At 71.9% G+C, this 23,170-nt stretch carries 23 protein-coding genes; 13 read left to right on the forward strand and 10 right to left on the reverse strand.

Annotated elements, in window-relative coordinates:
* Positions 1-65: 65 nt before the first annotated feature.
* Positions 66-752 (reverse strand): SIMPL domain-containing protein, encoded by a 687-nt coding sequence (locus NRP21_RS13970; protein ID WP_257716826.1) that lies wholly within the window; start codon positions 750-752, stop codon positions 66-68.
* A 141-nt stretch (positions 753-893) separates the two neighbouring features.
* Here NRP21_RS13970 and NRP21_RS13975 point away from each other — a divergent pair, with 141 nt between their 5' ends.
* Together NRP21_RS13975 and NRP21_RS13980 are read left to right on the forward strand one after the other, a co-directional pair.
* Positions 894-1,796: a DMT family transporter gene (locus NRP21_RS13975; protein ID WP_257716827.1), complete on the forward strand. Its 903-nt coding sequence runs from the start codon at positions 894-896 to the stop codon at positions 1,794-1,796.
* An 82-nt stretch (positions 1,797-1,878) separates the two neighbouring features.
* Positions 1,879-3,609, forward strand: a complete 1,731-nt coding sequence (locus NRP21_RS13980) for a cation:proton antiporter domain-containing protein (RefSeq protein ID WP_257716828.1) — start codon at positions 1,879-1,881, stop codon at positions 3,607-3,609.
* Between the two features lie 4 nt (positions 3,610-3,613).
* Here NRP21_RS13980 and NRP21_RS13985 read toward each other — a convergent pair whose 3' ends face one another.
* The gene (locus NRP21_RS13985) at positions 3,614-4,591 is read right to left on the reverse strand and encodes a Bug family tripartite tricarboxylate transporter substrate binding protein (RefSeq protein ID WP_257716829.1); all 978 of its coding nucleotides are present in this window, start codon (positions 4,589-4,591) and stop codon (positions 3,614-3,616) included.
* Positions 4,591-5,562 (reverse strand): Bug family tripartite tricarboxylate transporter substrate binding protein, encoded by a 972-nt coding sequence (locus NRP21_RS13990; protein WP_257716830.1) that lies wholly within the window; start codon positions 5,560-5,562, stop codon positions 4,591-4,593. The genes NRP21_RS13985 and NRP21_RS13990 overlap by 1 nt, the downstream gene beginning before the upstream one ends.
* A gap of 104 nt (positions 5,563-5,666) precedes the next feature.
* Between NRP21_RS13990 and NRP21_RS13995 the strand changes: the two genes are divergently transcribed.
* Positions 5,667-7,226, forward strand: a complete 1,560-nt coding sequence (locus NRP21_RS13995) for a sulfatase-like hydrolase/transferase (RefSeq protein WP_257716831.1) — start codon at positions 5,667-5,669, stop codon at positions 7,224-7,226.
* Between the two features lie 15 nt (positions 7,227-7,241).
* Here NRP21_RS13995 and NRP21_RS14000 read toward each other — a convergent pair whose 3' ends face one another.
* On the reverse strand, positions 7,242-7,502 hold the full coding sequence (locus NRP21_RS14000; protein WP_257716832.1) for a hypothetical protein: 261 nt from the start codon (positions 7,500-7,502) through the stop codon (positions 7,242-7,244).
* A gap of 124 nt (positions 7,503-7,626) precedes the next feature.
* On the opposite strand from NRP21_RS14000, the gene moaB reads away from it, so the two are divergent.
* Together moaB and NRP21_RS14010 are read left to right on the forward strand one after the other, a co-directional pair.
* On the forward strand, positions 7,627-8,166 hold the full coding sequence (gene moaB, locus NRP21_RS14005) for a molybdenum cofactor biosynthesis protein B (RefSeq protein ID WP_257716833.1): 540 nt from the start codon (positions 7,627-7,629) through the stop codon (positions 8,164-8,166).
* 66 nt (positions 8,167-8,232) lie between these two features.
* Positions 8,233-8,778: a cupin domain-containing protein gene (locus NRP21_RS14010; RefSeq protein ID WP_257716834.1), complete on the forward strand. Its 546-nt coding sequence runs from the start codon at positions 8,233-8,235 to the stop codon at positions 8,776-8,778.
* Between the two features lie 22 nt (positions 8,779-8,800).
* Here the strand turns inward: NRP21_RS14010 and NRP21_RS14015 are convergent, their stop codons facing one another.
* Complete coding sequence (locus NRP21_RS14015; protein ID WP_456300238.1) at positions 8,801-9,775, reverse strand: threonine ammonia-lyase; 975 nt, start codon at positions 9,773-9,775, stop codon at positions 8,801-8,803.
* A 282-nt stretch (positions 9,776-10,057) separates the two neighbouring features.
* On the opposite strand from NRP21_RS14015, the gene NRP21_RS14020 reads away from it, so the two are divergent.
* Genes NRP21_RS14020 through NRP21_RS14035 form a run of 4 tightly spaced genes read left to right on the forward strand, consistent with a single transcriptional unit; the run spans position 10,058 to position 13,470 of the window.
* On the forward strand, positions 10,058-11,122 hold the full coding sequence (locus tag NRP21_RS14020; RefSeq protein WP_257716836.1) for a methionine ABC transporter ATP-binding protein: 1,065 nt from the start codon (positions 10,058-10,060) through the stop codon (positions 11,120-11,122).
* Complete coding sequence (locus tag NRP21_RS14025; protein ID WP_257716837.1) at positions 11,119-11,784, forward strand: methionine ABC transporter permease; 666 nt, start codon at positions 11,119-11,121, stop codon at positions 11,782-11,784. Before NRP21_RS14020 ends, NRP21_RS14025 begins: the two co-directional genes overlap by 4 nt.
* Before the next feature lie 19 nt (positions 11,785-11,803).
* Positions 11,804-12,616, forward strand: a complete 813-nt coding sequence (locus NRP21_RS14030; protein WP_257716838.1) for a MetQ/NlpA family ABC transporter substrate-binding protein — start codon at positions 11,804-11,806, stop codon at positions 12,614-12,616.
* Between the two features lie 23 nt (positions 12,617-12,639).
* Entirely contained in the window at positions 12,640-13,470 is an 831-nt protein-coding gene (locus tag NRP21_RS14035) for a MetQ/NlpA family ABC transporter substrate-binding protein (protein WP_257716839.1), read from the forward strand.
* Positions 13,471-13,575: 105 nt separating this feature from the next.
* On the opposite strand, the gene NRP21_RS14040 is transcribed toward NRP21_RS14035, so the two are convergent.
* Positions 13,576-15,045 carry a lytic transglycosylase domain-containing protein gene (locus NRP21_RS14040; protein WP_257716840.1) on the reverse strand — a complete coding sequence of 490 codons (1,470 nt, stop codon included), beginning with the start codon at positions 15,043-15,045 and terminating at the stop codon, positions 13,576-13,578.
* Between the two features lie 278 nt (positions 15,046-15,323).
* Between NRP21_RS14040 and NRP21_RS14045 the strand changes: the two genes are divergently transcribed.
* From NRP21_RS14045 to NRP21_RS14055, 3 genes are all read left to right on the forward strand, one after another.
* The gene (locus NRP21_RS14045) at positions 15,324-15,662 is read left to right on the forward strand and encodes a hypothetical protein (protein ID WP_257716841.1); all 339 of its coding nucleotides are present in this window, start codon (positions 15,324-15,326) and stop codon (positions 15,660-15,662) included.
* Positions 15,663-15,730: 68 nt separating this feature from the next.
* Complete coding sequence (locus tag NRP21_RS14050; protein ID WP_257716842.1) at positions 15,731-16,573, forward strand: ABC transporter permease; 843 nt, start codon at positions 15,731-15,733, stop codon at positions 16,571-16,573.
* Positions 16,574-16,577: 4 nt separating this feature from the next.
* Positions 16,578-17,324, forward strand: coding sequence for an ABC transporter ATP-binding protein (locus NRP21_RS14055; protein ID WP_257716843.1), 747 nt, complete (start codon positions 16,578-16,580; stop codon positions 17,322-17,324).
* 365 nt (positions 17,325-17,689) lie between these two features.
* On the opposite strand, the gene NRP21_RS14060 is transcribed toward NRP21_RS14055, so the two are convergent.
* Together NRP21_RS14060 and NRP21_RS14065 are read right to left on the reverse strand one after the other, a co-directional pair.
* A complete protein-coding gene (locus NRP21_RS14060; RefSeq protein ID WP_257716844.1) occupies positions 17,690-18,841 on the reverse strand; it encodes a DegT/DnrJ/EryC1/StrS family aminotransferase in 1,152 nt (383 codons plus the stop codon).
* A gap of 100 nt (positions 18,842-18,941) precedes the next feature.
* Positions 18,942-19,583 carry an acetyltransferase gene (locus tag NRP21_RS14065; protein ID WP_257716845.1) on the reverse strand — a complete coding sequence of 214 codons (642 nt, stop codon included), beginning with the start codon at positions 19,581-19,583 and terminating at the stop codon, positions 18,942-18,944.
* A 185-nt stretch (positions 19,584-19,768) separates the two neighbouring features.
* Here NRP21_RS14065 and NRP21_RS14070 point away from each other — a divergent pair, with 185 nt between their 5' ends.
* Positions 19,769-21,169, forward strand: coding sequence for a glycosyltransferase family 4 protein (locus tag NRP21_RS14070; RefSeq protein ID WP_257716846.1), 1,401 nt, complete (start codon positions 19,769-19,771; stop codon positions 21,167-21,169).
* A 22-nt stretch (positions 21,170-21,191) separates the two neighbouring features.
* Here the strand turns inward: NRP21_RS14070 and NRP21_RS14075 are convergent, their stop codons facing one another.
* Positions 21,192-22,175, reverse strand: coding sequence for a GDP-mannose 4,6-dehydratase (locus NRP21_RS14075; protein WP_257716847.1), 984 nt, complete (start codon positions 22,173-22,175; stop codon positions 21,192-21,194).
* Positions 22,176-22,180: 5 nt separating this feature from the next.
* Positions 22,181-23,161 carry a GDP-mannose 4,6-dehydratase gene (gene gmd / locus NRP21_RS14080; protein WP_257716848.1) on the reverse strand — a complete coding sequence of 327 codons (981 nt, stop codon included), beginning with the start codon at positions 23,159-23,161 and terminating at the stop codon, positions 22,181-22,183.
* Positions 23,162-23,170: the final 9 nt, after the last annotated feature.

The raw sequence follows: 23,170 nt of genomic DNA on the forward strand, positions 1-23,170 counted from the left end.
CGTCCTCCGGTTGGATTCGTTGGGCCGGACCGTCCCGCCCTGCCCTGCCCGCGTCAACCGGCGGCTCAGTTCGGCGCCAGCACCACCGCCGCGCTGGCCGAGGCGGTCACCACGATATCGTCGGACTGCGCCACGGGCGGCGGCGCGGCCCGGGCCATGGCCTGGGCCATCATCGGGCGCGGGGTGCCAACGTCACTCGCCTCGACGTTCACCTCGGCGATTCGCTCCACCTTCATCCCCATCTGCACCGCCACAGCCTCCGCCCGGCGCCGCAGGGCATCCAGCGCGATGGAGGCGGCCTCCTGCCGCGCCGTACGCGCCGTGTCGCGATTCAGGCCGAAGCCGATCCCGCCCACCACCAGGCCGCGCGACTGCAGCGTGCCCACCAGTTCCAGCAGCGCCGCCTGATCCTTGCCGCGCAGGTTGAGGGTCTGGCTCGCCACCCAGCGGGCCGGGTCCTCCTGCCGCCAGCTGCGATAGGCGCCGGTGGAGGAGGTGATGCCCGCCGCGCCGCGCGCCGTCTCCAGCGCCGCGGCCATCGCGCGGTTCACCGTGGCCTGCACGCCGGCGGCGGAGGACTCGCGGGCCTCGTAACGCAGGGTGGCGCTCACCTCGTCCGGCGCGCGCACCACCTCGGCCGATTCGGAGAGGCGAAGCAGGGTGCCCGGCCCGGCAAAGACCGCCGGCTGCGCGGCAGCGGCCCCGGCAAGCAGCGGCAGGGCGAGGAAGGAGAGGAGAAGGGAGCGTCTCATGCCGGGGATCCTGGGCGGGCGATGCGGCGGATATGGGGCGGCGCGCGGGCGCAGGATTGACGGATGACCGCGCGCCGCCAACCCTGGCGGGGTTGTGACAACGCGCCGCTTCCGGCCGCGCACCCCGCCCGGACGCGCTGAATGCCCCTCTGGCTCGCCGCCACCCTCTCCGCCGCCCTGTTCCAGTGCTGGCGCACCGCCCTTCAGCAGAAGCTGCGCGGAAAGCTCTCCCTGAACGCCGCCGCGGTGGTGCGCTACCTCTACGGCGTGCCGCCCGGCCTCGCCCTGGTCGGGCTCTGGTGGTGGCTGAGCGGCAGCCCCCTGCCATCCTTCGGTCCCTGGGCCCTGTTCCTCTGCCTTGTCGGCGGCGTGCTGCAGATCTTCGGCACGATCTTCCTCATCTCGTCCTTCGCGCCGCGCGGCTTCGCCGTCGGCACCGCCTATTCCAAGACCGAGGCGATCCAGGGCGCGGTCTTCGCCGTGATCCTGCTGGGGGAGCACATTCCCCCGCTCGCCTGGGCGGGGGTGGGGCTGGGCGTCTGCGCGGTGCTGTGGCTCTCCATGGCCGGGCAGGTCCGCAGCATCGGGGAGGCCCTGCGCGCCACGGCCCAGCCGGCCGCCCTCTTCGGGATCGCGGCCGGCGCCTGCTTCGGGCTGACGGGCATCGCCATCCGCGCCGCCAACCAGGACCTGGCCGCGGCGGACACGGTGCTCGGCGCGCTCTGCACCCTCGTCATCACCAACGCCATGCAGACGGTGATGCAGGGCGGCTGGCTGCTGGTGCGGGAACCTGCCTCCCTCCGGCAGGTGTTCAGCAACTGGCGCAACGCGGCGCCGGTGGGGCTTCTCTCGGCCTTCGGCTCGGCCTGCTGGTTCACCGGCTTCGCCCTGGCCCCCGTGGCGCTGGTGCGCTCGGTCGGGCAGGTGGAGATCATCTTCACCCTCGCCTTCGGTCGCTGGTACCTGAAGGAGCCACTGAAGCAGCGCGACGTGATCGGGGCGCTGCTGATCGTCACCAGCGTGGTGATCGTCATCCTTTCCTGAGGGCACCTCCCGCAATTCGCCACCGGAGGCGCACCGTTCCGCCCTGGTCCTGAACGGCCGGGGCTGCGACAAACGCGATTCGATGGAACACGCCACGCCCTTCCTCACCAGCCTCGTGCTGGGCCTGACCTTCGCCTTCGCCTTCGGGCTCGCCGCGCGGCTCATCCGCATGCCGCCGCTGGTGGGTTACCTCGTCGCAGGCGTCGCGATCGGCCCTAACACGCCGGGCGTCACCATCGATGGCGAGTTCACCCGCACCCTGGCGGAAGTGGGCGTCGGCCTCCTCCTCTTCGGCGTTGGGCTGCACTTCCGGGCGCGGGACCTGCTGGCGGTGTGGCGGGTCGCGGTGCCGGGCGCGACGGCGCAGGTGGTGCTGGGCGTGCTGCTCGGCGCGGTGCTCGGCGTGGCCTTGCCGGATCTCCCCTTCGGCCATGCCCTCGTCTTCGGCCTGGCGCTGGCCATCGCCTCCACCGCCGTCGCTACCCGGGCACTGGAGGAGCAGGGGCAGCTCTCCAGCGAGGCAGGGCGGACCGCGCTCGGTTGGCTTGTGCTGCAGGACCTGCTGGTGGTGCTCGGCCTCGTGCTGCTGCCCGCGGCGTCCGGACACCAGGGAGGGGACGGGATCGGCCTCAACCTCGTGCTCGCCGTGGCGAAGCTCGGCGCTTTCGCGGCGCTGATGCTGGTGATCGGGCGGCGCATCCTGCCCTGGGCGCTGGGCCAGGTCGCTCGCTCCGCATCGCGGGAACTGTTCACGCTCGCCGTGGTGGTGGTGGCGCTCGGCGTGGCCTACGGGGCCTCCACCCTCTTCGGCGTCTCCTTCGCCCTCGGCGCCTTCTTCGCGGGCGTGGTGCTGGGCGAGAGCGACCTGGGCCACCAGGCAGCGGCCGAGACCCTGCCCCTGCAGCGGATCTTCGCGGCGATCTTCTTCGTCTCGGTCGGCATGCTGCTCAACCCGCTCACGGTGCTGGACACGCCGGTCACCTCGCTCCTCGCCCTCGCCGTGGTGCTGCTCGCGAATGGCGGCGCCACCTTCTTCCTCCTTATCGGGCTGCGCGTGGCGCCGGCCACGGCGGCGGTGGTCGCGGCGGCCCTGGCGCAGATCGGCGAGTTCTCCTTCGTGCTGATGGAACTCGCGATCGGCGAGGGCCTGCTGCCGGCCTCGATCCGCGGCCCCATCCTGCTGGGCAGCTTCGGCGCCATCCTCCTGATGCCGCTGACCCGGCGGTTCCTGGCGGCGCTGGCCGCGCGGATGCCCGGGCGGGTGCAGCGCGGGCGGGAGGGTGCGGGGCGGCTCAACGCCAACCTTCCCCGGCTTGAGAACCACGCGGTGCTCGTCGGCTACGGCCGGGTCGGCGTGCTGGTGGCCGCGGCGCTGCGGCGCCACCACCTGCCCTTCATCGTGGTGGAGGACGACCGCCAGCGCGTGGACCTGCTGCACAACCAGGGCGTGCCCGCGCTCTGGGGCAACGGCACCCAGGCGGAGATGCTGGAGGCCGCCCATGTCGATCGCGCCCGGCTGCTGATCGTCACCCTGCCCCTGGCCTGGGAGGCGCGACGCGTGGTGGAGCTGGCCCGCACAGCCAATCCCGGCATCGCCGTGACCGTGCGCGCCCACCAGGATGCCGAGGTGGACTGGCTGCACGTGCAGGACTCCTCCGGCCTGGCCGTGATGGGCGAGCGGGAGGTGGCACTGGGGATCGCGGACTTCGCCATGCAGCGCATGGGCGTGGCCGCCAGCACGGCCCAGGCCACGATCGACGTGCTCCGCAAGCGCCGCGTGGCGGATGCCGCCGTGGGCGGGCTGGGAATCTAGAGGGCTACTCGGCCCGCATCCCCGTCGCCCGCACCACCTCGCCCCAGCGCGGCCGGGCGCGGGCGATCCAGGCCCCCGCCGCATCCGGCCCGCCGGCACGGGTGGAGAGGTTCCACATGGCGAAGCGGGCGCGCACCGGCTCCTCCTTCAGCATGGCCACGGCGAGGGCAGCGACGCTGTCCCGCGCTTCGGCCGGGATGCCCTTCGGTGCCATCAGCAGGTTGGCAAATTCCATGTCCAGCCCGGGGAAGCCCAGCTCCGCGATCGTGGGCACGCCGGGCAGCGTCTCCAGCCGTTCCGCGCTGGAGACGGCGATGGCCCGCACCCGGCCGTCGCGCACGAAGTCCGGCGCGCCGGAGATGGCGAGGAACCCCACCGGCACGTTGCCGGCAATCAGGTCCGTCAGCGCCGGACCGGAGCCGCGATAGGGCACGTGGTTCAGCGCCGTGGCGGGCAACCCCGCCGCGAGCCGCAGCGCCTCCATCGCCAGCTGCCCTGGCGTGCCCACCCCGCCCGAGGCGTAGGCCAGGCCCCGCCCGCGCGCCGCGGCCAGGAAGCCCGGCAGGTCGGTGACACCGGAAGAGGAATGGGCCAGCAACACCTGGGCGAAGGTGCCCATCAGCGCCACCGGCTCCAGCGCGTCCGGGTCGTAGCCGAGATCGGGATAGAGGTGCGGGTTCACCGTCAGCGTGCTGTCGATGGTCAGCAGGAAGCTGCGCCCGTCCGGCCGCGCGCGGGCCGTGGCGGCGCCGGCAATGTTGCCGCCGGCGCCCGGCCGGCTCTCCGTCAGCACCGCACCGCCCCATGTGCCGGCCCGCACCATCCGCTCTGCCAGCAGCCGCGCGATGCCGTCCGAGGCCGCGCCGGGCGGAAAGGGCACGATGATGCGCGCGGGATCGGGGGATTGCGCCGCCGCCGGCCGCGCCAGCGCCCCGGCCGAGAGCGCCGCGACAAGGGTCCGGCGCCGGATCGCGGTGGGCATCAGCCCGTCCGCATCCCGGAGTCCTTCGCCACCTGGCCCCAGCGGGCATGGGCGGAGGCGATCCAGGCCGCGGCCTCCTGTGGGCCGCCGGCGTCGGGGTCCACCGCCCAGGCTCCCATCCTCTCCCGCGTCACGGATTCCTTCAGCACCGCGGCGACGAGGCCAGCCCATTCCTGCTTCGCCTCGGCCGGCACGCCGCGTGGGGCCATCAGCACGTAGGCGAAGCGCACGTCGAAGCCGGGGTGGCCGGCCTCCGCCACGGTGGGCACCTCCGGCAGGATCGGCATGCGCCTGGGGCCGGAGACGGCGAGGGCCCGCAGCCGCCCGTCCTTCACGAAGTCGGCGCCGCCGGAGACGGCGATGAAGGCAGCCTTCACCCGCCCGGCGAGGAGGTCCGTCATCGCCTCCGCATTGCCGCGGAAGGGAACGTGCTCCAGCGCCCGCTTCCGCAGCCCGAGGCTGTTGCGCAGGAACTCCATCGCGAGATGCCCCGGGGAGCCGTTGCCGGCCGAGGCGTAGAGCATTGGCCGCTCCCGCGCGGCGCGCGCGAAGCCCTCCAGGCTCGTGATTCCCGTGGAGGGGTGGACGAGCAGCGCCAGCGGGAAGGTGCCAGCGATGGCCACCGGCTCCAGGTCTCCCGGCTCGTAGCCGAGATGGTGATAGACGAAGGGGTTGAGGGTGAAGGTGGTGTCGATCGCCAGCAGCAGCGTCCGCCCGTCCGGCGCCGCGCGGGAGACGAGGCCGGCGGCGATGTTGCCGTTGGCGCCGGCCCGGTTGTCCACCACCGTCGCACCGCGGGCGCGCCCATCGGCCCCACGCGCGGCACCATCGGCCAGCAGCCGCGCCACGCCGTCCAGCGCCGCGCCGGGTGGGAAGGCCGCCACGATCCGCGTCACGTCGCCCTGGGCCAGAACCGGGCCGGGCAGCGCGGTACCGGCCGCGAGCATCCCCAACATCCGTCGCGTGAGCATGGCCATGCTTTCCTGAACCCCTTGTTTCCCGCCGGGGCCGGTCTGTCGCCGGCCCTCCTCCGGGCCTATCCTGGCGGCAGGAAACGGGGGAAGACAAGGCCGGCATGACCGTTCGCAACGTGCTGTTCGTGATGGCGGACCAGTTCCGCTGGGATCACATGTCCTGTGCGGGCCACCCGCACCTTCCCACACCGAATCTTGATGCTCTGGCCGCGCGCGGCGTGCGCTTCGCCCAGGCCTATGTGCAGTCCGGCATCTGCGGGCCGTCGCGCATGTCCTACTACACCGGCCGCTACGTCTCCTCGCACGGCGCCACGCACAACCGCGTCCCGCTCTCGGTCGGTGAGGTGACGCTGGGCTGGCACCTGCGCGAGGCCGGGCGCACGCTCGCGCTCGCTGGCAAGACCCATGTGCTACCCGATGCGCGCGGCCAGGCGCGGCTGGAGGTGGACGGTGCGAGCGAGCTGAAGGTGCTGCTGGACGAAGGCTGGTTCACGCTGGTGGACCGGCATGACGGCCACCATGGCGAGCCGGATTCCGCTTACGCGGACTGGCTCCGCGAGAAGGGCTACGACAGCAAGGATCCCTGGACGGACTACGTCATCGCCGTGGACGGTCCTGATGGCCCGCTCTCCGGCTGGAAGATGCGGAACGCGCGCTACCCCGCCCGCGTGAGGGAGGAGCACAGCGAGACCGCCTACACCACCGATGTCGGAGTCCGCTTCATGGAGGAGCAGGGGGATAAGCCCTGGGTGCTGCACCTCTCCTACGTGAAGCCGCACTGGCCCTACATCGCGCCCGCCCCCTATCACGCCATGTTCGGGCCGGAGGACTGCCTGCCCGTGGTGCGGGGCGAGGCGGAGCGCGGGCCGGATGCCCATCCCGTGCTGCGCGAGTTCCAGAATGAGGAGGTGGCGCAGAACTTCTCCCGCGACGAGACGGTGGAGACGGTGCGCCCGGCCTACCAGGGTCTGATCAAGCAGCTCGACGACCATCTCGGCCGCGTCTGGGATGCGATGGAGCGGCTGGGGCGGTGGAAGGACACGATGGTGGTGTTCTGCGCCGACCACGGCGACTACCTAGGCGACCACTGGCTCGGCGAGAAGGAGCTGTTCCACGACTGCATCCAGCGCGTGCCCTTCCTCCTCTACGATCCCTCGCCGGAGGCGGACGCCACGCGCGGCACGGTGGAGCACCGCTTCGCCGAGGCGATCGACGTTGTGCCGACGGTGCTGGACGCGCTGGAACTGGACCCGGCGAAGCACGTGATCGACGGCCGCTCCCTGCTCCCCCTTACCCGCGGGCGCGAGGTGACGTGGCGGGATGCTGCGATCTCGGAGCTGGACTGGACCTTCCGCGGCGCCCGCCGGCGCCTGGGCCTGCCCACCGGGCACCACCACGCCTGGATGGTGCGGACGGACCGCTGGAAATACGTGCACTGGACCGGCGGGCTGCGGCCCATGCTCTTCGATCTTCAGGCCGATCCGGGCGAACTGAACGACCTCGGCGCCGATCCTGCCATGGGCGAGGTCTGTGCGAAGATGCGGGAGAGGCTGCTGTCCTGGTTCCAGGGGCTGAAGCGCCGCACCACCATCACCTGGGCGGAAGCGGAGCTTCGGACGGACAGCCACAAGCGGGCCGGCGTCTTCCTCGGGGAGTGGTGAGGATGGCGGGTGGCGCTACGGCGCCACCACCGCCTGCATCTCCCGCCGCCACTCCGCCCGGGCCGCCGCCACGGCGAGCATCGCGCCGATCACCAGCAGCACGACGCCGATGATCGCCATGACGGCCATGCTGTTCACGCTGGCCAGCATCGGCCGGACGTTGCTGAAGGGGTTCCAGCCAATCACCCCGGCCAGCAGGATGTAGAGGGCAAAGGCGAGCGCGACCGCCCCGACCACGAAGGCGACGAACCCCAGGGCGTTCAGCAGCCGCGGCATCGGAATCTCCTCTCTGACCCAGAGTCCTGGATTGGGGGCGGACCCTGCCATGGCACGAACGCGCCGCGAAGGGGGCGGCTGCGCGGCCCTGGCGGCCTATATCCGGGACAGAGGAGTATCCGGCATGCCCATCGACGAGACCCGCACCTTCCTGCCCGTGAACATCGCCGTGCTGACGGTGAGCGACACGCGCGACCTTGCCTCCGACCGCTCCGGCGACACCCTGGCCGCCCGGATCGAGACCGCCGGGCACTGCCTGGCCGATCGCGCCATCTGCCGCGACGACGCGGAGACCATCGAGGCCCATCTTCGCCGCTGGATCGCCGACCCGCAGGTGGATTGCGTCATCACCACCGGCGGCACCGGCATCACCGGCCGCGACGTGACGCCGGAGGCCTTCTCCCGCGTGCTGGAGAAGGAGATCAGCGGCTTCGGCGAGTTGTTCCGGATGCTGAGCTACCAGAAGATCGGTCCCTCCACGATCCAGTCCCGCGCCATCGGTGGGGTATCGGGCGGGACCTACCTCTTCGCCCTGCCTGGCAGCACCGGGGCGGTGAGGGACGGATGGGACGACATCCTCGTCCACCAGCTCGATTCCCGCTTCCGCCCCTGCAACCTGGTGGAACTGATGCCGCGCCTGCTGGAGCACCTGAAGGCGGCCTGAATCCACCCCTGGCAACTTCCCGGTCCGGGGCCACGTTCGTTCCGCTCGAGCGAGTGGAGGCAGCACATGTCGAACCAAGGGGCGGGTCAGGGCCTGAAGATGGCATCGGCGGGCGAGGCGGTGCCCTTCGAGATTCCGGGCGCCAAGGGCGAGTTCCGGATCCAGATCCTGAACGAGGACCGGTCGAAGGGGGTCGTCACCTCCATTGTCCACCTGCCGGCGGGTGGGGTGATCCCGGCCCACTCCCACGAGGCGGGCGACGAGATGCACTACGTGCTGGAGGGCGACCTGATCGAGGCCGGGGAAGCCCTGGGCGTCGGCGCCTTCCTCACCCATGCCAAGGGCGTGGTCCACGGCCCGCACGAGAGCAAGGGCGGCGCCAAGGTGCTGACGGTGCAGAGCTGGCAGAGCAGGGATGGCGCGTTCGACTTCCGCCCGGCCGAGGGCGGCGCCTCCTCCGGTGGGCAGGCCTCCTCGGGCGGTAGCTCGTCGGGCAGCACCTCGTCCGGCGGCGGCACCTCCAGCGGTGGCACCTCCTCTGGGGGCTCCCAGGCCGGCGCGGAGACCCAGGAGGAAGCCTCGGAGGACCACCGGAACAAGGGCTACACCTGATCCGGCGTCCCCCGGTCGGCGGTCAGGCCATGGCGCGCGTGAAAACGGCGGGATCGACGTTTCCGCCGCTGAGCACCACGCCGACCGTCCGGCCCTTCGCGGGGATGTAGCCAGCCAGCACGGCGGCGAGCGCCACGGCGCCGCCGGGCTCCACCACGATCTTCAGGTGGTCAAAGGCGAAGCGCATGGCCTTCAGCACCTCCTCCGGCGTGACGGCGACGCCGCCGGAGAGCCGCGGGGCGTTGATGGCGAAGGTGATCTCCCCCGGGGTGGCCGAGAGCAGGGAATCGCAGAAGGTGGAGCCCTTCCCGTCCGCCCGCACACGCTGCCCGGCGGCAAGGGACCGCGCGGTGTCGTCCCATCCCTCCGGCTCTACGGCGAAGACCTCCGTCCCCGGGCTCATCCCCTCCACGGCCAGGGCGCAGCCGCCGGTCAGCCCGCCACCGCCCGTGCAGATGGCCAGCGCATCCAGGCGCAGCCCGGCCGCCTCGGCGTCCTCGATCAGCTCCACCGCCACCGTCCCCTGGCCCGCGATCACGTCGGGGTGGTCGAAGGGCGGGATGATGGTGGCGCCGCGCTCCTCGGCAAGCTTCTGCGCCAAGGCGTCCCGATCCGTGCCCAGACGGTCGAAGAAGACCACCTCCGCCCCCCAGCGGCGCGTGCTCTCCACCTTGATGGCGGGGGCGTCCTGCGGCATCGCGACCAGGGCGCGCACGCCCTCCGCCGCCGAGGCACAGGCAATGGCCTGGCCGTGATTGCCGGAGGAGTGCGTCACCACCCCGCCCGCGCGCCGCTCCGCCGGCAGCTTCAGCACGGCATTGGTCGCGCCCCGGAACTTGAAGGAGCCAGTGCGCTGCAACGGCTCCGGCTTCACCAGAACCGTTCCGCCCACGGCGGCGTCCAGCACGGGGTGCCGCAGCATCGGCGTGCGGACCACACGCCCCTTCAGCCGCTCGGCAGCGGCACGGACGTCATCGAAGCTGGGAAGGGTCGTCACGGGCATGTGCATGCGGGGATGGTGCGGCCAGCCCGGCCCGGCGGCAACACGCCCCGGCGCGTTGACAGTTTTGCACGGCGCCCCTAGGTGCAATATAGAAACCACGATCAATGACAGGAGAATGATGGTGCGCCTTGCGCGGGGCCATCGCGGAAGGTGCCAGCCCTTGGACCGGAACGCGGTGCAGGTGTCCTTCGCGTCATGTTGGATTTCCTGCGCGCCCCATCCGTGGCAGACCCCGCGGGCCTGACCGCCCCCCTTCCCGCTTCGGGTTTCCCCATCATGTCCGAACCTTCCGGCGCCCCGCCGGCCATATCCCTCCAGGCGCTGGTCCGCGAATACCGCGGCCGCGGCACGCCGCTGCGCGCGCTGGACGGCGTTTCCCTCGATGTCGCGCCGGGCGAGATCTACGGCATCGTCGGCCGGTCGGGCGCCGGCAAATCCACCCTGCTGCGCTGCGTGAACCTTTTGGAGCGGCCGGATTCGGGCCGCGTGACCGTGCTGGGCCAGGAGATGACCGCACTGGATGAAGCCGCGCTGCGGCAGGCGCGCCGCGGCATCGGCATGGTGTTCCAGCACTTCAACCTGCTCTCCTCCCGCACCGTCGCGGCGAACATCGCCTTCCCGCTGGAGATCGCGGGCGTGCCGCGGTCCGAGCGCGAGGCGCGCGTGGCCGAGCTGCTGCCGCTGGTGGGGCTGGAGGAGCGGCGAGATCACTACCCCGCCCAGCTCTCCGGCGGGCAGAAGCAGCGCGTGGGCATCGCCCGGGCACTGGCCTCCCGCCCTCGCGTCCTGCTCTGCGACGAGGCGACGAGCGCGCTGGACCCGGAGACGACGGAGGAGATCCTCTCCCTCATCCGCTCCGTCCGGGACCGGCTGGACCTGACGGTGCTGCTGATCACCCACGAGATGTCGGTGGTGAAGGCCATCTGCGACCGCGTGGCCGTGATGGAGGCCGGGAAGGTGATCGAGCAGGGACGCGTCTTCGACGTCTTTACCCGCCCGGCGCACCCCACCACCCGCCGCTTCGTGTCCGAGGTGATCGGCCATGTCGTACCGCCCGGCACCGTGGCGAAGCTGCCCGCGCCGAACCCCGGTGAGGAGCGGCGGCTGCTGCAGGTCCTCTTCGCCGGCCCCTCCTCCACCCGCGCCGTGGTCAGCGAGGCCTCCCGCCGCTTCGGGCTGGATCTGAACATCGTCTCCGGCCGCATCGACGCGATCGGGCAGGAGCCCTACGGCCTCATGGCGCTCGCCGCCTACGGCCCGCCCGCCGCCATCGCGGAGGCCACCACCTGGATGCGCGGCCTCGGCCTCGACGTATCCGAGATCGGGGAGGACCCGGCATGATCCCCTGGCTGCCCCCTGCCCTGACTGACCTGATGATCGAGGCGGCGTGGGAAACGCTGCTGATGACCTTCGGCAGCGTGATCATCGCCGTGATCGTCGGCCTGCCGCTCGCCCTGCTGCTCTACGCCACCGGCCCGGGCGGGCTCTCGCCCAATGGCTGGGCCAACCGGCCGATCGGGCTGCTCATCAACGCCGTGCGCTCCACGCCCTTCATCATCCTGATGGTGGCGATCGTGCCCTTCACGCGGCTGGTGGCCGGCACCTCCATCGGCACCACGGCGGCCATGGTACCGCTGGCCCTGGCCGCCATCGCCTTCATCGCCCGCCTCTTCGAGAACGCGCTGCGCGAGGTGGACCGCGGGGTGATCGAGGCGGCCCGCGCCATGGGCGCCACCCGCACCCAGATCCTCACCCGCGTGCTGGTGCCGGAGGCCATGCCGGGGCTGATCGCGGCCGTCACCGTCACCCTCGTCAGCCTCGTCGGCTACTCCGCCATGGCGGGGGCGATCGGCGGCGGCGGCCTCGGCGACCTCGGCATCCGCTTCGGCTACCAGCGCTTCATGCCGGAGGTGATGGCGACCGTCGTCGTCATCCTCATCCTCTTCGTCCAGGGGCTTCAGTCCCTGGGGGACTGGCTCGTCCGGCGCTACAGCCGGCGCTGACACACACGAGAGAAGAACCATGCCCGTCACACGCCGCCACCTCGCGGCCCTCGCCGCCCTCTCCCCCCTGGTCCTGCCCGCCGTCGCACGCGCGCAGGATGCCGGCACCGCCGCCCGCCCGCTCCGCATCGGCGCCACAGCCGGCCCCCACTCCCAGGTGATGGAGAAGGTGCGGGACATCGCGGCGCGCGACGGCTTGGCGATCCGCGTGGTGGAGTTCACCGACTACATCCAGCCCAACGCCGCCCTGGCGGCCGGCGACCTGGACGCCAACTCCTACCAGCACCAGCCCTTCCTGGACGCCGCAGTGCGCGACCGCCGCCTGCCGCTGGTGGCCGTGGGCAAGACGCTGATCTTCCCGATGGGCCTCTACTCCCGCCGCGTGAAGTCTGTGCAGGAGGTGCCGAACGGCGCCCGCGTGGCGATCCCGAACGACCCCAGCAACGGCGGCCGCGCCCTGGTGCTGCTGGCCAAGGCCGGGCTGTTCAGCCTGAAGGAGGGCGCGGACCACACCGCGACGGTCGCCGATATCACCGCTAACCCGAAGCGCATCCGCGTGACGGAGCTGGAGGCCGCGCAGATCCCGCGCGCGCTGGAGGACGTGGACCTTGCCGCCATCAACACCAACTTCGCCGTTCCCGCCGGGCTAAACCCCGTGCGCGATTCCCTGGCGATCGAGAGCGGCGACAGCCCCTACGCCAACCTCATCGCCGTGCGGACCCAGGACAAGGACGCCCCCTGGGTTCGCCGCCTGCTGGCCGCCTACCAGAACGACGAGGTGAAGAAGTTCGTCGAGACCACCTTCCAGGGCGCCGCCATCCCCGCCTTCTGAACCCGCATCAAGGAAACGCAGCCATGCTCCGCCGCTCCCTCCTCCTCGCCGCGCCCGCGCTGACCCTGGCGCACGGTGCCCTGGCCCAGAGCAGCAATGCGGGCGCCGCCTTCGGCACCGCCTCCCGGCCGCTCCGCGTCGGTGTCACCGCCGGGGTCCACGCCCAGGTGCTGGAACAGGTGCGCGACGTCCTCGCCAAGGACGGCTTTGTGGTCCGCATCACGGAGTTCAGCGATTTCATCCAGCCCAACGTCGCCCTGCAGGGCGGAGAGATCGACGCCAACGTCTATCAGCACGCCCCCTTCCTGGACGCCCAGAGGCAGCAGCGCGGCTACGACTTCGTGCCCGTGGGCAAGACCGTGCTGACGGCGATGGCGGTGTTCAGCCGCAAGCACAAGTCCGTGGCCGACCTGCCGAACGGCGCCACCATCGCCATTCCCAACGACCCGACCAATGGCGGCCGCGCCCTGGTGCTGCTGGCCGAGGCCGGGTTCTTCAAGCTGCGCGCCGGCGCCGACTACCGCGCCACGATCGCGGACATCACGGAGAACCCGAAGCGCTTCCGCATCCGTGAGTTGGAGGCCGCCTCCATCGCCCGCGCGATCGACGACGTGGATGCCGCCGCCATCACCGGCAACTACGCCGTGCCGGCCGGGCTGCAGCCTGGCCGCGACAGCCTGGCCACGGAGTCGGCGGAAGGCGCGAAGACCAACCCCTACACCTGCCTCGTCGTGGTGCGCCGCGCCGATGCGCAGGCCCCTTGGGCCGCGAAGCTGGCCGCCGGCTACGCCGATCCGGCGGTGAAGGCCTTCGTGGAGCAGAAGTTCGGCGGCGCCGTCGTCGTGGGTGCCTGAAGTCGTGGGTGCCTGAAACGGAAGGGGCCGGGGAGATCACCTCTCCCCGGCCCCCGATCCTGTGCTGGAGGGCCGGTCGCCGTGGCGGCCGGCCTTTTCTCTGTCTCAGCTCTCGGGCGAGACGATCATGCAGTTACCGCGGGCCCGCAGCCGGTCGCAGGCGCTCTGCGCCGCATCGCGGGACAGGCCGGTGACGCGGGCGCGGTAGAGTGTGTTGCGGCCCTGGGCCACCGGCATCACCGTCGCCCGGCCGTTGCCGGCGCCGTTGCGCGCCTGGCCGGCGGCATCGCGCGCCAGGTTCTCGCTCGCGAAGGCGCCGACCTGGATGCCCCAGCTGCCGGTGGCGGGCGCAGGCATCGGCGCGGCGGTCCCGGCGCGCAGCACGCCCGGCGGCAGGCCGTTCTGGCGCGCCATCGGCGTCGGCAGCGTCCCGGCCTGGGCGGAGGGGACGAAGGAGAAGCGGCTCGGGGGCGTCGCCCGCTCGAACGGCATGCTGGCCGGCGCCGCCTCGGCCGAGGCCACGGCCATGGCGCGCGGGGCGGCCGGCGCGGGGGCCGCCGCGGGCGGGTCGGGGATCGGATCCATCCGGGCGACGACGACGGGCGCGGGCTCCCGCGCATAGGTCGAGCCGTCCGGGATCGGGTCCATCTGTGCCACCACGACCCGCTCCGGCTGCGTGTAGGTGGAGCCGTCGGGGATCGGATCCATGCGGATCACGTTCGGCCCGAGCGAGGCGAGCTGCGACTGCACCGGCGCCGCGGCCGGGCTGGAAGCATAGGTAGAGCCATCGGGAATCGGCTCCATCCGCGTGACAGGGCCGGGCGCGAGGCGCGCGACCTGGACATCGGCGGCGGCGTTCCGCCGCTGCTCGCGGATCGCCAGCATCGTGGCCGGATCGGCGCCGCTGCTGCGGCGGGCCGGCGGGTTGAAGCCGATATCGGCGGCCGCGTAGACCTCCTCCGGCGCCCGGCGGCGCGGCTCGCCGCTGAGGCGGGGCCCGATGCGGGCCACGTAGTTCCGCGTCTCCTCCGGCATGCGCCCGCCGGCCCAGAGATAGTTCTCCAGCCGCTTCGGGCCGCCGTTATAGGCCGCCAGGAAGCCCGGCGAGCCGTAGAGGTCGTACATCTCGCGGATATAGGCCGTGCCGGCCATCATGTTGGACCAGGGGTGGTAGGGGTCGTCCCCCAGCCCGTGCTTGGCGTTCATCTCGGCATAGGTGCCGGGCATGAGCTGCAGCAGCCCCATGGCGCCCACGCGGGAGGTCGCGCTCACGCGCCCGCCGCTCTCCTGGCGCATCACCTCGCGGATCCAGCGCTCCGGCACGTCGAAGCGCGCGGAGGCCTCGCGGATATAGGGCCCCCAGGGATCGGAGGACGGGCCAGGCGGATCGTAGCTGGCGATCCGGGTGGTGGAGGTGGAGCGGGCGCTCGTCACCGGCCCCGACGTTTCCGGCTGGCTACCGCAGGCGGCCAGTGCCGCCATGACCGACATCGCCGCCACGGCACGCGCGCCGCGCCGGAAGCCGGACGCACCCCGCGGACTCGGCGCCTTCGCGCCGCGAACGATCAGGTTCATCCCCTCAACCCCCTGTGCTTCGGCCGGCCGGTTACCCGGCGAGCGGGAGACCCACGACCCCGCGTCCCCACGCGGTGTCGCCGGCTCCCGCCGGCCGCGATTGACTGTCGCACCGGCAGGGCTAACGGAAGCTTGCGGCCACGGCAAGGAGACTTTGCGGCCGTAAGGCGGCGGAACCGCGCGGAAGGGGCGGTCCGGGATTGGCCGGGCGGCCCTCCGGCGCCATCTTGGCCCTGCCCGGAACCCCGCCCGCGCCGAGCTCCCGTCGAGGAAGATCCATGCCCGCCACCCCGCTTTCTTCCCCGGCCCGCCAATCCGCCCCCCTTGTCATCGCGCTCCTTCTCGCCCCGCTCGCGGCCTGCGGGCCGGAGCCGGCGGCCCCGGCGCCCGCGGCCGCGACAACGGCCGGACCGGCCTCGCCGGCCCGCGGCACCGTCCTTGCCACGCGCCCTGCCGTCCTGCGCGGGGAAGGAGGCACGGCGGTGGAGATCACCGTGCGCGGCGAGACGGGCACGGAACTGCAGGTCATCCAGGCCGATGCCGGGGGCCTGAAGGCTGGGGACCGCGTGACGGTCCTGCCCGGAAGCCCCACGCGGCTGAGCCGCGCCGCGCCGTAGAGACGCGCGCCCATTCCTCGACCACTGCTGGCGGGCGGGGCACAGGGCAGTGTATAGGCCCCCGCGAAATGCTCGCAGGTCCCATTCTCGCCTCCGAAACCTATGTCTTCGACGCGGCATCGCCGCGCCGTGCGGAGTTGGCACGGACCGACCTGAGAGAAGGCCTCGGCTCCTGGCGCCTCGCCTGGGCGCTCGCCCGGCTCGATCTGCGGAACCGCTACCGCGGATCCGTCATCGGCCCCTTCTGGATGACCCTGTCCACGGCGCTCATGATCATGGGGCTCGGGCTGCTCTACTCGCGCCTGCTGGGACTCAGCCTCGCCGACTACCTGCCCCACCTTACCGTCAGCCTCGTGGTCTGGAACGTCATCGCCGCCATGGTGACGGATGCCTGCATCGCCATGACCCATGCGGAGGGAGTGATCCGCCAGCTCCGCGTGCCCTTCACCGTCCACGCGCTGCGCAGCGTCCTCCGCAACGGGCTGACGGCGGCGCACAGCCTGCCCCTCATCCTCGTCATCTTCGTCATCTTCGGCCACCTGCCGGGGCCGGAAGCACTGCTCGCCGTCCCGGGGCTCGCCCTGCTGCTGGCGAACGCCTTCTTCGCCTCCATCTTGCTCGGCATGGTCTGCGCGCGGTTCCGGGACGTCGGGCCGATCGTGGCCAACGTGATGCAGCTCTCTTTCTTCCTCACCCCCATCCTCTGGAAGCCGGAACTGCTGAAGGACCTGGCCGTATGGCTGCCGCTCAACCCCTTCTACGCCGTGCTGGAAACGATCCGCGGGCCGCTGGTGGAGGGCGGCGGAGCGCCGCTCGTCTGGCTCGCCGCGGTCATCTACACGCTGGTGCTCGGCGCCGTATCCCTCGCCTTCTTCGCCCGCTTCCGCGGTCGCCTGGCCTTCTGGGTCTGATCCGATGGCCCTGATCGAAGCCCAGGGGCTGCGGGTTGAGTTCCCGCTCTACCACCTTGCCGCGCGCAGCCTGAAGAAGCGCCTGCTGGCCCGCGCCGCCGTGCGGGTGCGGACGGACGAGGCGAACCGCGTCGTGGTCAGCGCGCTGCGCGACCTCAACTTCCGCATCGAGTCCGGGGAGCGCGTGGCGCTGATCGGCCGCAATGGCGCCGGCAAGACGACCCTGCTGCGCTCCCTGGCCGGGATCTACGAGCCGGTGGGCGGCCGCTTGCGGATCGAGGGCGCCATCGGCTCCATGATCGACCCTGCCGCCGGCATGGACCAGGACAGCACGGGGCGGGAGAACGTGCGCCTGCGCGCCCTCTACCGGAACCTGAGCCCGGCGGATCAAGCGAAGCTGGAGGAGGAGGTTTCGGAGTTCGCCGGCCTCGGCGAGTTCATGGACGTGCCGATCAAGGGGTACTCCGCCGGCATGGCCATCCGCCTGGCCTTCGCCCTCGCGACCGCCATGCAGCCGCAAATCCTGCTGATGGACGAGTGGTTCATGGCCGGCGACGCCGCCTTCATCGGCAAGGCCGAAGCCCGCCTCGCCCAGCTCGTCTCCGGCGCCGACATCCTGGTCATTGCGACCCACGACATGAACATCGTGCGCCGCTGGTGCACGCGGGCCATACGCCTGGATGCCGGGCGCATCGTGGCCGACGGCCCGCCCGACCAGGTGGTGGCGGAAATGATGGCCGAACCGAGCTGAGGCGCCGCACCGGATCCCGGCACCTCGTCGCGGTCTGTCCGGCCCCAGGGGGCTCTGCCCGCTGGACCCTCGGGCAACCGCGAAGCGTTTGTCCCGAGCCAGGAGGCTGGTTGGACCTATAGGTCCAACCCTGGACCTGCATCGGGCTGCCGCGAGACTGACTTGCGGCGAGGCGCTGACGATCAGGACCCGGTCCCGCCCTCACAGTCTCCTCGGCTCCACGAGCCGAGGCGCACCGTCAACGGTATCAGACCAACTCGAAGAAGAAGATAATGGTGAGGCGTCCGGGGAGAGGAAGAATTCCTTCTTCCTCTCCCCGGGACAGACCGTCAGCGACGAGCGGGGGCAAGAAGCCCCCCCTCGGATTAGGCCTTGCCCTGGGCCCGCAGCGCGTCCGTCAGCGCCTCGCACACCCGGGCCAGATCGTCATCGGTCAGGGCGGGGAAGCTCGGCAGGGAGATGCCGCGGGCGGCCACGTCCTCGGCCACGGGGAAGTGCGTATCCTGCCGGTACATCGACATGTGGTGCGCGGGGAAGAAGACCGGGCGCGTCTCCACCCCTGCCGTTCCCATCTCCGCCATCACGCGGTCCCGGTCCGTGCCGGCCGGCAGTAGCAGGCTGACCAGCCAGTCCGCGCTCTCCACCCCGTCCATCTTGCGCTGGAAGGTCACGGGCAGGTTGGAGAGGTGCTCCCGGTAGAAGTCCGCCAGGCGGCGCTTGGCCGCCAGGATCTGCGGCAGGCGCTCCGTCTGTGCCAGGCCGATGGCCGCGCAGATGTTCGTCATGCGGTAATTGAAGCCCAGCACCTCGTGCCAGTAGCGGCGCGTCAGGGACTGGCCCTGGCCCTTCACCTGGCGGAGCTGGGCCGCGAAGTCGTCGTCATCCGTCACGACCATGCCGCCCTCGCCGGTCGTCACGGTCTTGTTGCCGAAGAAGGAGAAGCTGCCGGCATCGCCGAAGGTGCCGACATGGCGGCCGTGGATGGTCGTGCCCAGCGCCTCGGCCGCGTCCTCCAGCACCCGCACGCCGCGGCGGCGCGCGATCTCCATGATCGCCGGCATGTCGCAGGCGCCGCCGTAGAGGTGGACGGGCATGATCGCCTTCGTGCGCGGCGTGATCTTGCGCTCCACGTCCTCGGGGTCCAGCAGCCAGTCGCCGGGAAGGCTCTCGACGAAGACGGGCGTGGCGCCGGTCTGGGCGATGGTGTTGACGGAGGCGATGTAGGTGAAGGCCGGGACGATCACCTCGTCCCCCGGCCCGATCCCCATGCAGTGCAGGGGCAGGTGCAGGGCGACCGTGCCGTTGCAGACGGAGGCCGCGTGCTTCGCGCCGGTGATGCCGGCAATCGCCGCCTCGAACTTGCCGATATAAGCCCCGAGCGAGGAGATCCAGGTACTCTCCACGCAGTTCAGCACGTAGGCGCGCTCATTGCCGGAGAGGTCGGGCCGGTAAACCGGGATCACGGGCTGCGCCGCGCGAGCCGGCCGTTCGGGCTGCGGGATCGTCGCACCGCTCATTCTTATTGCCATCCTTCGTTACCGCGCCGTGACCGGCCTGCTTCGCTGCCTCTTACACCGCTTTCGGCCGGGACGAAGCAGGGATTTGCCGCCCGTGCCGTCACCCCCGCCCCGCCAGCGGCCGGGCCGGTGCGCCGCCGACACGCAGGCCCGCCGGCACGTCCCGCACCACAGCGGAGCCCGCGCCGACGATGGCATCAGCCCCGATGGTGATGCCCGGCCGGACCGCCGATCCGGCGCCGACCAGGGCCCGGTCGCCGACCGTCACGTTGCCGGCCAGGGCGCAGCCGGGGGCCACGTGGGCGGCCTCCCCCAGCACGTTGTCGTGCTCCACCACGGCGTTGGTGTTGACGATGGCAAAGCGCCCGATCCGGGCATCCGGCCCCAGACAGGCCCGGGCCATGATCACCGCCCCTTCGGCGATAGACGCGCTCGGGGAGATCTGGGCGGCCGGATGGATCACCGCCGGCAGGGCATAGCCCATGGCCGCCAGCCCGTTCCCGACCTTCAGACGCAGCCCGTTCCCACCGAGCGCCACCACCGCCGCCGCTGCCCCCTCCGCCCGGAGCGCCTCCAGCCGCTCATCCCCGCCCAGCACGGGCACCCCGAGCACGGAAGGTCCAGGTGGGTGCGGATCCACCAGGCCCAGGGGCGGCGGGAAGCCCGCGGCCATCAGCGCCTCTATGATCACCTTGGCATGACCGCCTGCCCCGACGATCACCACGCGCGGCGCTTCGGGCAAGGGCATCTCTCCTGGGTCGTGAAGGAAGGGCCAGGATCGCACAGGGGCCCCGGGCTGTCGCCCCGCCCAGGCCAGCGGGGCGCAATCCTTGGCACTGCCGGACGCATCGCGTATCGCAGTTTCATGACCGATACGTGCACCGCCCGTCAGGACAGGACAGGGCCGCACATCCCCGGGAGGCCGGCGTGACCTTCTGGATCGATGTGGAGGATCTGTTCGAGTACGCGCTGGTCAATCGCCGGCCGAGCGGCATCCAGCGCCTTTCCTACGAACTTTACCGCGCCCTGGTGGCGGAGCGCCCGGGAGAGATCGCCTTCTGCCGCCACGACCGGATCCGCGACACCCTGCGTGCCGTGCCCTGGTCCGACATCGAGGCCTTGTTCACCGCCCTGAGCCACGCCGAGGGTCCCGGGCCGTCCACGGGGGCCCAGCCCGGCGCCCGGGGACCCGGCCGGTCGGGGGCCGTCCGCCGCCTCGCCTCCCGCCTGCCGGCGGACATCCGCGTGCCGCTCGGCGAAGCGGTGCGCTCCCAGAGTTCGGCATTGCGGGCCGGGCTGCGGGCGGGGGGCGGCGCCCTCGCGGCGCTGCGCCGCCTCCTTCGCCCCGCCTCCCCCCGCCCGGCCGACCAAGCCATCGCCGAGGGCGGCGACCTGAAGGCTCTCGCCCGGCCCGGCGACACGCTGCTCATCCTCGGATCGCCCTGGTTCCGCACCGATTACGGGGAGTTGCTGGGGCGGGTGAAGGAGGCCACCGGCGTCTCCGTGGCCCTGCTGGTCTATGACCTGATCCCGATCGCCCGGCCGGAATTCTGCGATGCCGGGCTGGTCCGCACCTTCACCGCCTGGATGGAGTCCACCCTGCCCGTGGTGGACCGCTTCTTCGCGATCTCCCGCGCCTCGGCAGGGGACCTGGAACGGCTGGCACCCGGAATGGGGGTCTGCCTGCCCGGCCCGGTGGTGGCCCTACCGATCGGCAGCGGCTTCGGGCAGGGGCCTGCCGCCGCATCTGGCCTGCCCCCCCGGCTGGCCGCCCTGCCGCCGGGCTACGTGCTCTTCGTCTCCACCATCGAGGCCCGCAAGAACCACCTCCTCGCCTTCCGGGCCTGGCGCCGGCTGCTCGACCTGATGCCGGCGGACCAGGTGCCACCCCTCGTTTTCGCCGGGCGCGTCGGCTGGATGGTGGCTGACCTCATGCAGCAGCTGGACAATTGCGACTGGCTGGCGGGCAAGGTTGTGCTGGTGGAGGACCCGAGCGACACGGAGCTGGCCGCCCTCTATGCCGGGTGCCGCTTCACCCTCTTCCCCTCCCACTACGAGGGATGGGGCCTGCCGGTGACGGAGAGCCTGGCCTTCGGCAAGGTCTGCGTCGCCTCTTCCTCCACCTCCATCCCGGAAGCGGGTGGCCCCTTCTGCCTCTACCACGACCCCGAGGACGTGCCGGAGGCGGTGGCCCTTCTTCACCGCATCATCGCCGATCCCGGGGAGGTCACGGCCCTCGAAGCCCGGATCGGGGCCGAGTTCCAGCCCGTGCCCTGGTCCGCCACCGCCCGCGCCCTGTTGGCGGGGCTGGAGCCGGCGGCCGGCTGAGCGGGCCAGGATACGCCGGACTTCAGCCGCCCGGCTTCTCCGCTGCCACGCGCGCGCGCCAGTCCTCCAGTACGCTCCGCAGCGTGTCTTCCCAGGCGATGCGGGGGGACCAGCCCAGGGCCTCGCGGGCGCGGGTGTTGTCGCCCAGCACCCGCTCCACGTCGGTCGGGCGCAGCCGCGCCGCCTCCTGCTCCACCCGCGCCGAGACGCCGGAAAGGCGGAGGAGGCTGTCCAGCATGTCGCCGATGCGGCGGGGCGTGCCGGAGCAGATGTTCAGGGCAATGCCCGGCGGCAGGACATCCGCCCGCTCCAGCGCGGCGGCGTAAGCGTTGCAGACGTCGCGCACATCCAGGAAGTCGCGCCAGCGGTCCAGCGCCCCCGTCCGCAGCACCGGGGGCTGTAGCCCGGCCTCGATCCGGGCAATCTGGTGGGCGAAGGCCGCCACCACGAAGCCGTCGGTCTGCCCCGGGCCGGTATGGGTGAAGGGGCGCAACCGCACGGCGCGCAGGCCACGCAACGCGAGTTCGCCCAGCGCCAGATCGGCGGCCGCCTTGCTCGCGGCATAGGGGTTGGCGGGCGCGGGGACCGCGTCCTCCGCCACCGGCCGGCCGGCCTTGAAGGCCAGGCCATAGACCTCGCCGGATGAAGCGAGGAGGAAGGGCGCAGTGGGCGCCACCCGCAGCACGGCCTCTGCCAGGGCAACGGTGCCCGTCAGGTTCGTGCGCCAGACCGCCAGGGGATCCCGGAAGGAGGCGCCAACATCGGCGCGGGCCGCGAGATGCAGCACCGCATCCGGCCGCGCCGCGGCCAGGGCATCCGGCATGGCGGCCGGTTCGTCGAGGTCGAGCACCAATGTCTCGTCGGCGCCGGCCAAGGCCCCCTCGCTCGCCCCACGGGTGGTCCCGATCAGGGCGGCGCCGGGAAAGGCGGCGCGCAAGGTGGGCAGCAGGTGGCCGCCGACGAAACCCCCGGCGCCCGTCAGCAAGATGCGGGCGGGCTGGGGCACCGGGCCTAGCGCATCCGCGCGCGGTGACGGGCGAGGTCGGCCTCGACCATCTCCTTGATCATCTCCTCCAGCGTGGTCTCGGCGCTCCAGCCGAGCTTCGCCTTCGCCTTGGCGGGATCGCCCAGCAGCACGTCCACCTCGGCGGGGCGCATGAAGGCCGGATCGACCTTCACGAACTCCTCGTAGTTCAGGCCGACATGGTCGAAGGCGATGCGGCACATGTCCCGCACCGTCACGGTGCGGCCGGTAGCCACCACGTAGTCATCAGGCGTGTCCTGCTGCAGCATCAGCCACATGGCGCGCACGTAGTCCCGGGCGTGGCCCCAGTCGCGCTTGGCGTCGAGGTTGCCCATGGGCAGTTCCTGCGCCAGGCCGAGCTTGATGCGGGCGGCGCCGTCCGTGACCTTGCGGGTCACGAACTCGATGCCGCGCAGCGGGCTCTCATGGTTGAACAGGATGCCGGAGCTGGCGTGCAGGCCGAAGCTCTCGCGGTAGTTCACGGTCATCCAGTGGGCGTAGAGCTTCGCCACCGCGTAGGGGGAGCGGGGGTAGAAGGGCGTCTTCTCGCTCTGCACCGGCTCCTGGATCAGGCCGTACATCTCGGAGGAGGAAGCCTGGTAGAAGCGCGCACCCGGGGCACCGAGGCGAACCGCCTCCAGCATGTTCCCGGCGCCCATGGCCGTGACCTGCCCCGTCAGCAGCGGCTGGTTCCACGAGGTCTTCACGAAGGACTGGGCGCCGAGGTTGTACACCTCGTCCGGCTTCACCTCCTGCAGGATCCGCAGCAGGGCGGAGAGGTCCAGCAGGTTGCCGTCCATCATCCGCACCTGGCCGGCGATGCCGAGCCAGCGCAGCCGCTCGTCGATCACGTCGCCCGAGGAGGAACGGCGCAGGAGGCCGAACACCTCGTAACCCTTGTCGAGGAGGAGCTGCGACAGGTAGGCCCCGTCCTGTCCGGTCACACCGGTGATGAGCGCGCGCGGCATGGGTTCCAG

It is taken from the genome of Roseomonas populi (genome assembly GCF_024594815.1).
In the GTDB taxonomy this organism is placed as follows: domain Bacteria; phylum Pseudomonadota; class Alphaproteobacteria; order Acetobacterales; family Acetobacteraceae; genus Roseomonas; species Roseomonas populi.

What these genes read in the sequence shown, in the direction of transcription:
- NRP21_RS14000 (WP_257716832.1), bottom strand. Translation starts at nt 7,502, where the DNA reads ATGCCGCGGCTGCTGAACGCCCTGGGGTTCGTCGCCTTCGTGGTCGGG.
- NRP21_RS14040 (WP_257716840.1), bottom strand. Translation starts at nt 15,045, where the DNA reads ATGAACCTGATCGTTCGCGGCGCGAAGGCGCCGAGTCCGCGGGGTGCG.
- NRP21_RS13990 (WP_257716830.1), bottom strand. Translation starts at nt 5,562, where the DNA reads ATGCTCACGCGACGGATGTTGGGGATGCTCGCGGCCGGTACCGCGCTG.
- NRP21_RS14050 (WP_257716842.1), top strand. Translation starts at nt 15,731, where the DNA reads ATGCTCGCAGGTCCCATTCTCGCCTCCGAAACCTATGTCTTCGACGCG.
- NRP21_RS14045 (WP_257716841.1), top strand. Translation starts at nt 15,324, where the DNA reads ATGCCCGCCACCCCGCTTTCTTCCCCGGCCCGCCAATCCGCCCCCCTT.
- NRP21_RS14020 (WP_257716836.1), top strand. Translation starts at nt 10,058, where the DNA reads ATGTCCGAACCTTCCGGCGCCCCGCCGGCCATATCCCTCCAGGCGCTG.
- NRP21_RS14055 (WP_257716843.1), top strand. Translation starts at nt 16,578, where the DNA reads ATGGCCCTGATCGAAGCCCAGGGGCTGCGGGTTGAGTTCCCGCTCTAC.
- NRP21_RS13985 (WP_257716829.1), bottom strand. Translation starts at nt 4,591, where the DNA reads ATGCCCACCGCGATCCGGCGCCGGACCCTTGTCGCGGCGCTCTCGGCC.
- NRP21_RS13970 (WP_257716826.1), bottom strand. Translation starts at nt 752, where the DNA reads ATGAGACGCTCCCTTCTCCTCTCCTTCCTCGCCCTGCCGCTGCTTGCC.
- NRP21_RS14060 (WP_257716844.1), bottom strand. Translation starts at nt 18,841, where the DNA reads ATGAGCGGTGCGACGATCCCGCAGCCCGAACGGCCGGCTCGCGCGGCG.
- gmd (WP_257716848.1), bottom strand. Translation starts at nt 23,161, where the DNA reads ATGCCGCGCGCGCTCATCACCGGTGTGACCGGACAGGACGGGGCCTAC.
- NRP21_RS14035 (WP_257716839.1), top strand. Translation starts at nt 12,640, where the DNA reads ATGCTCCGCCGCTCCCTCCTCCTCGCCGCGCCCGCGCTGACCCTGGCG.
- NRP21_RS14010 (WP_257716834.1), top strand. Translation starts at nt 8,233, where the DNA reads ATGTCGAACCAAGGGGCGGGTCAGGGCCTGAAGATGGCATCGGCGGGC.
- NRP21_RS13975 (WP_257716827.1), top strand. Translation starts at nt 894, where the DNA reads ATGCCCCTCTGGCTCGCCGCCACCCTCTCCGCCGCCCTGTTCCAGTGC.
- NRP21_RS13995 (WP_257716831.1), top strand. Translation starts at nt 5,667, where the DNA reads ATGACCGTTCGCAACGTGCTGTTCGTGATGGCGGACCAGTTCCGCTGG.
- NRP21_RS14025 (WP_257716837.1), top strand. Translation starts at nt 11,119, where the DNA reads ATGATCCCCTGGCTGCCCCCTGCCCTGACTGACCTGATGATCGAGGCG.
- NRP21_RS14030 (WP_257716838.1), top strand. Translation starts at nt 11,804, where the DNA reads ATGCCCGTCACACGCCGCCACCTCGCGGCCCTCGCCGCCCTCTCCCCC.
- NRP21_RS13980 (WP_257716828.1), top strand. Translation starts at nt 1,879, where the DNA reads ATGGAACACGCCACGCCCTTCCTCACCAGCCTCGTGCTGGGCCTGACC.
- moaB (WP_257716833.1), top strand. Translation starts at nt 7,627, where the DNA reads ATGCCCATCGACGAGACCCGCACCTTCCTGCCCGTGAACATCGCCGTG.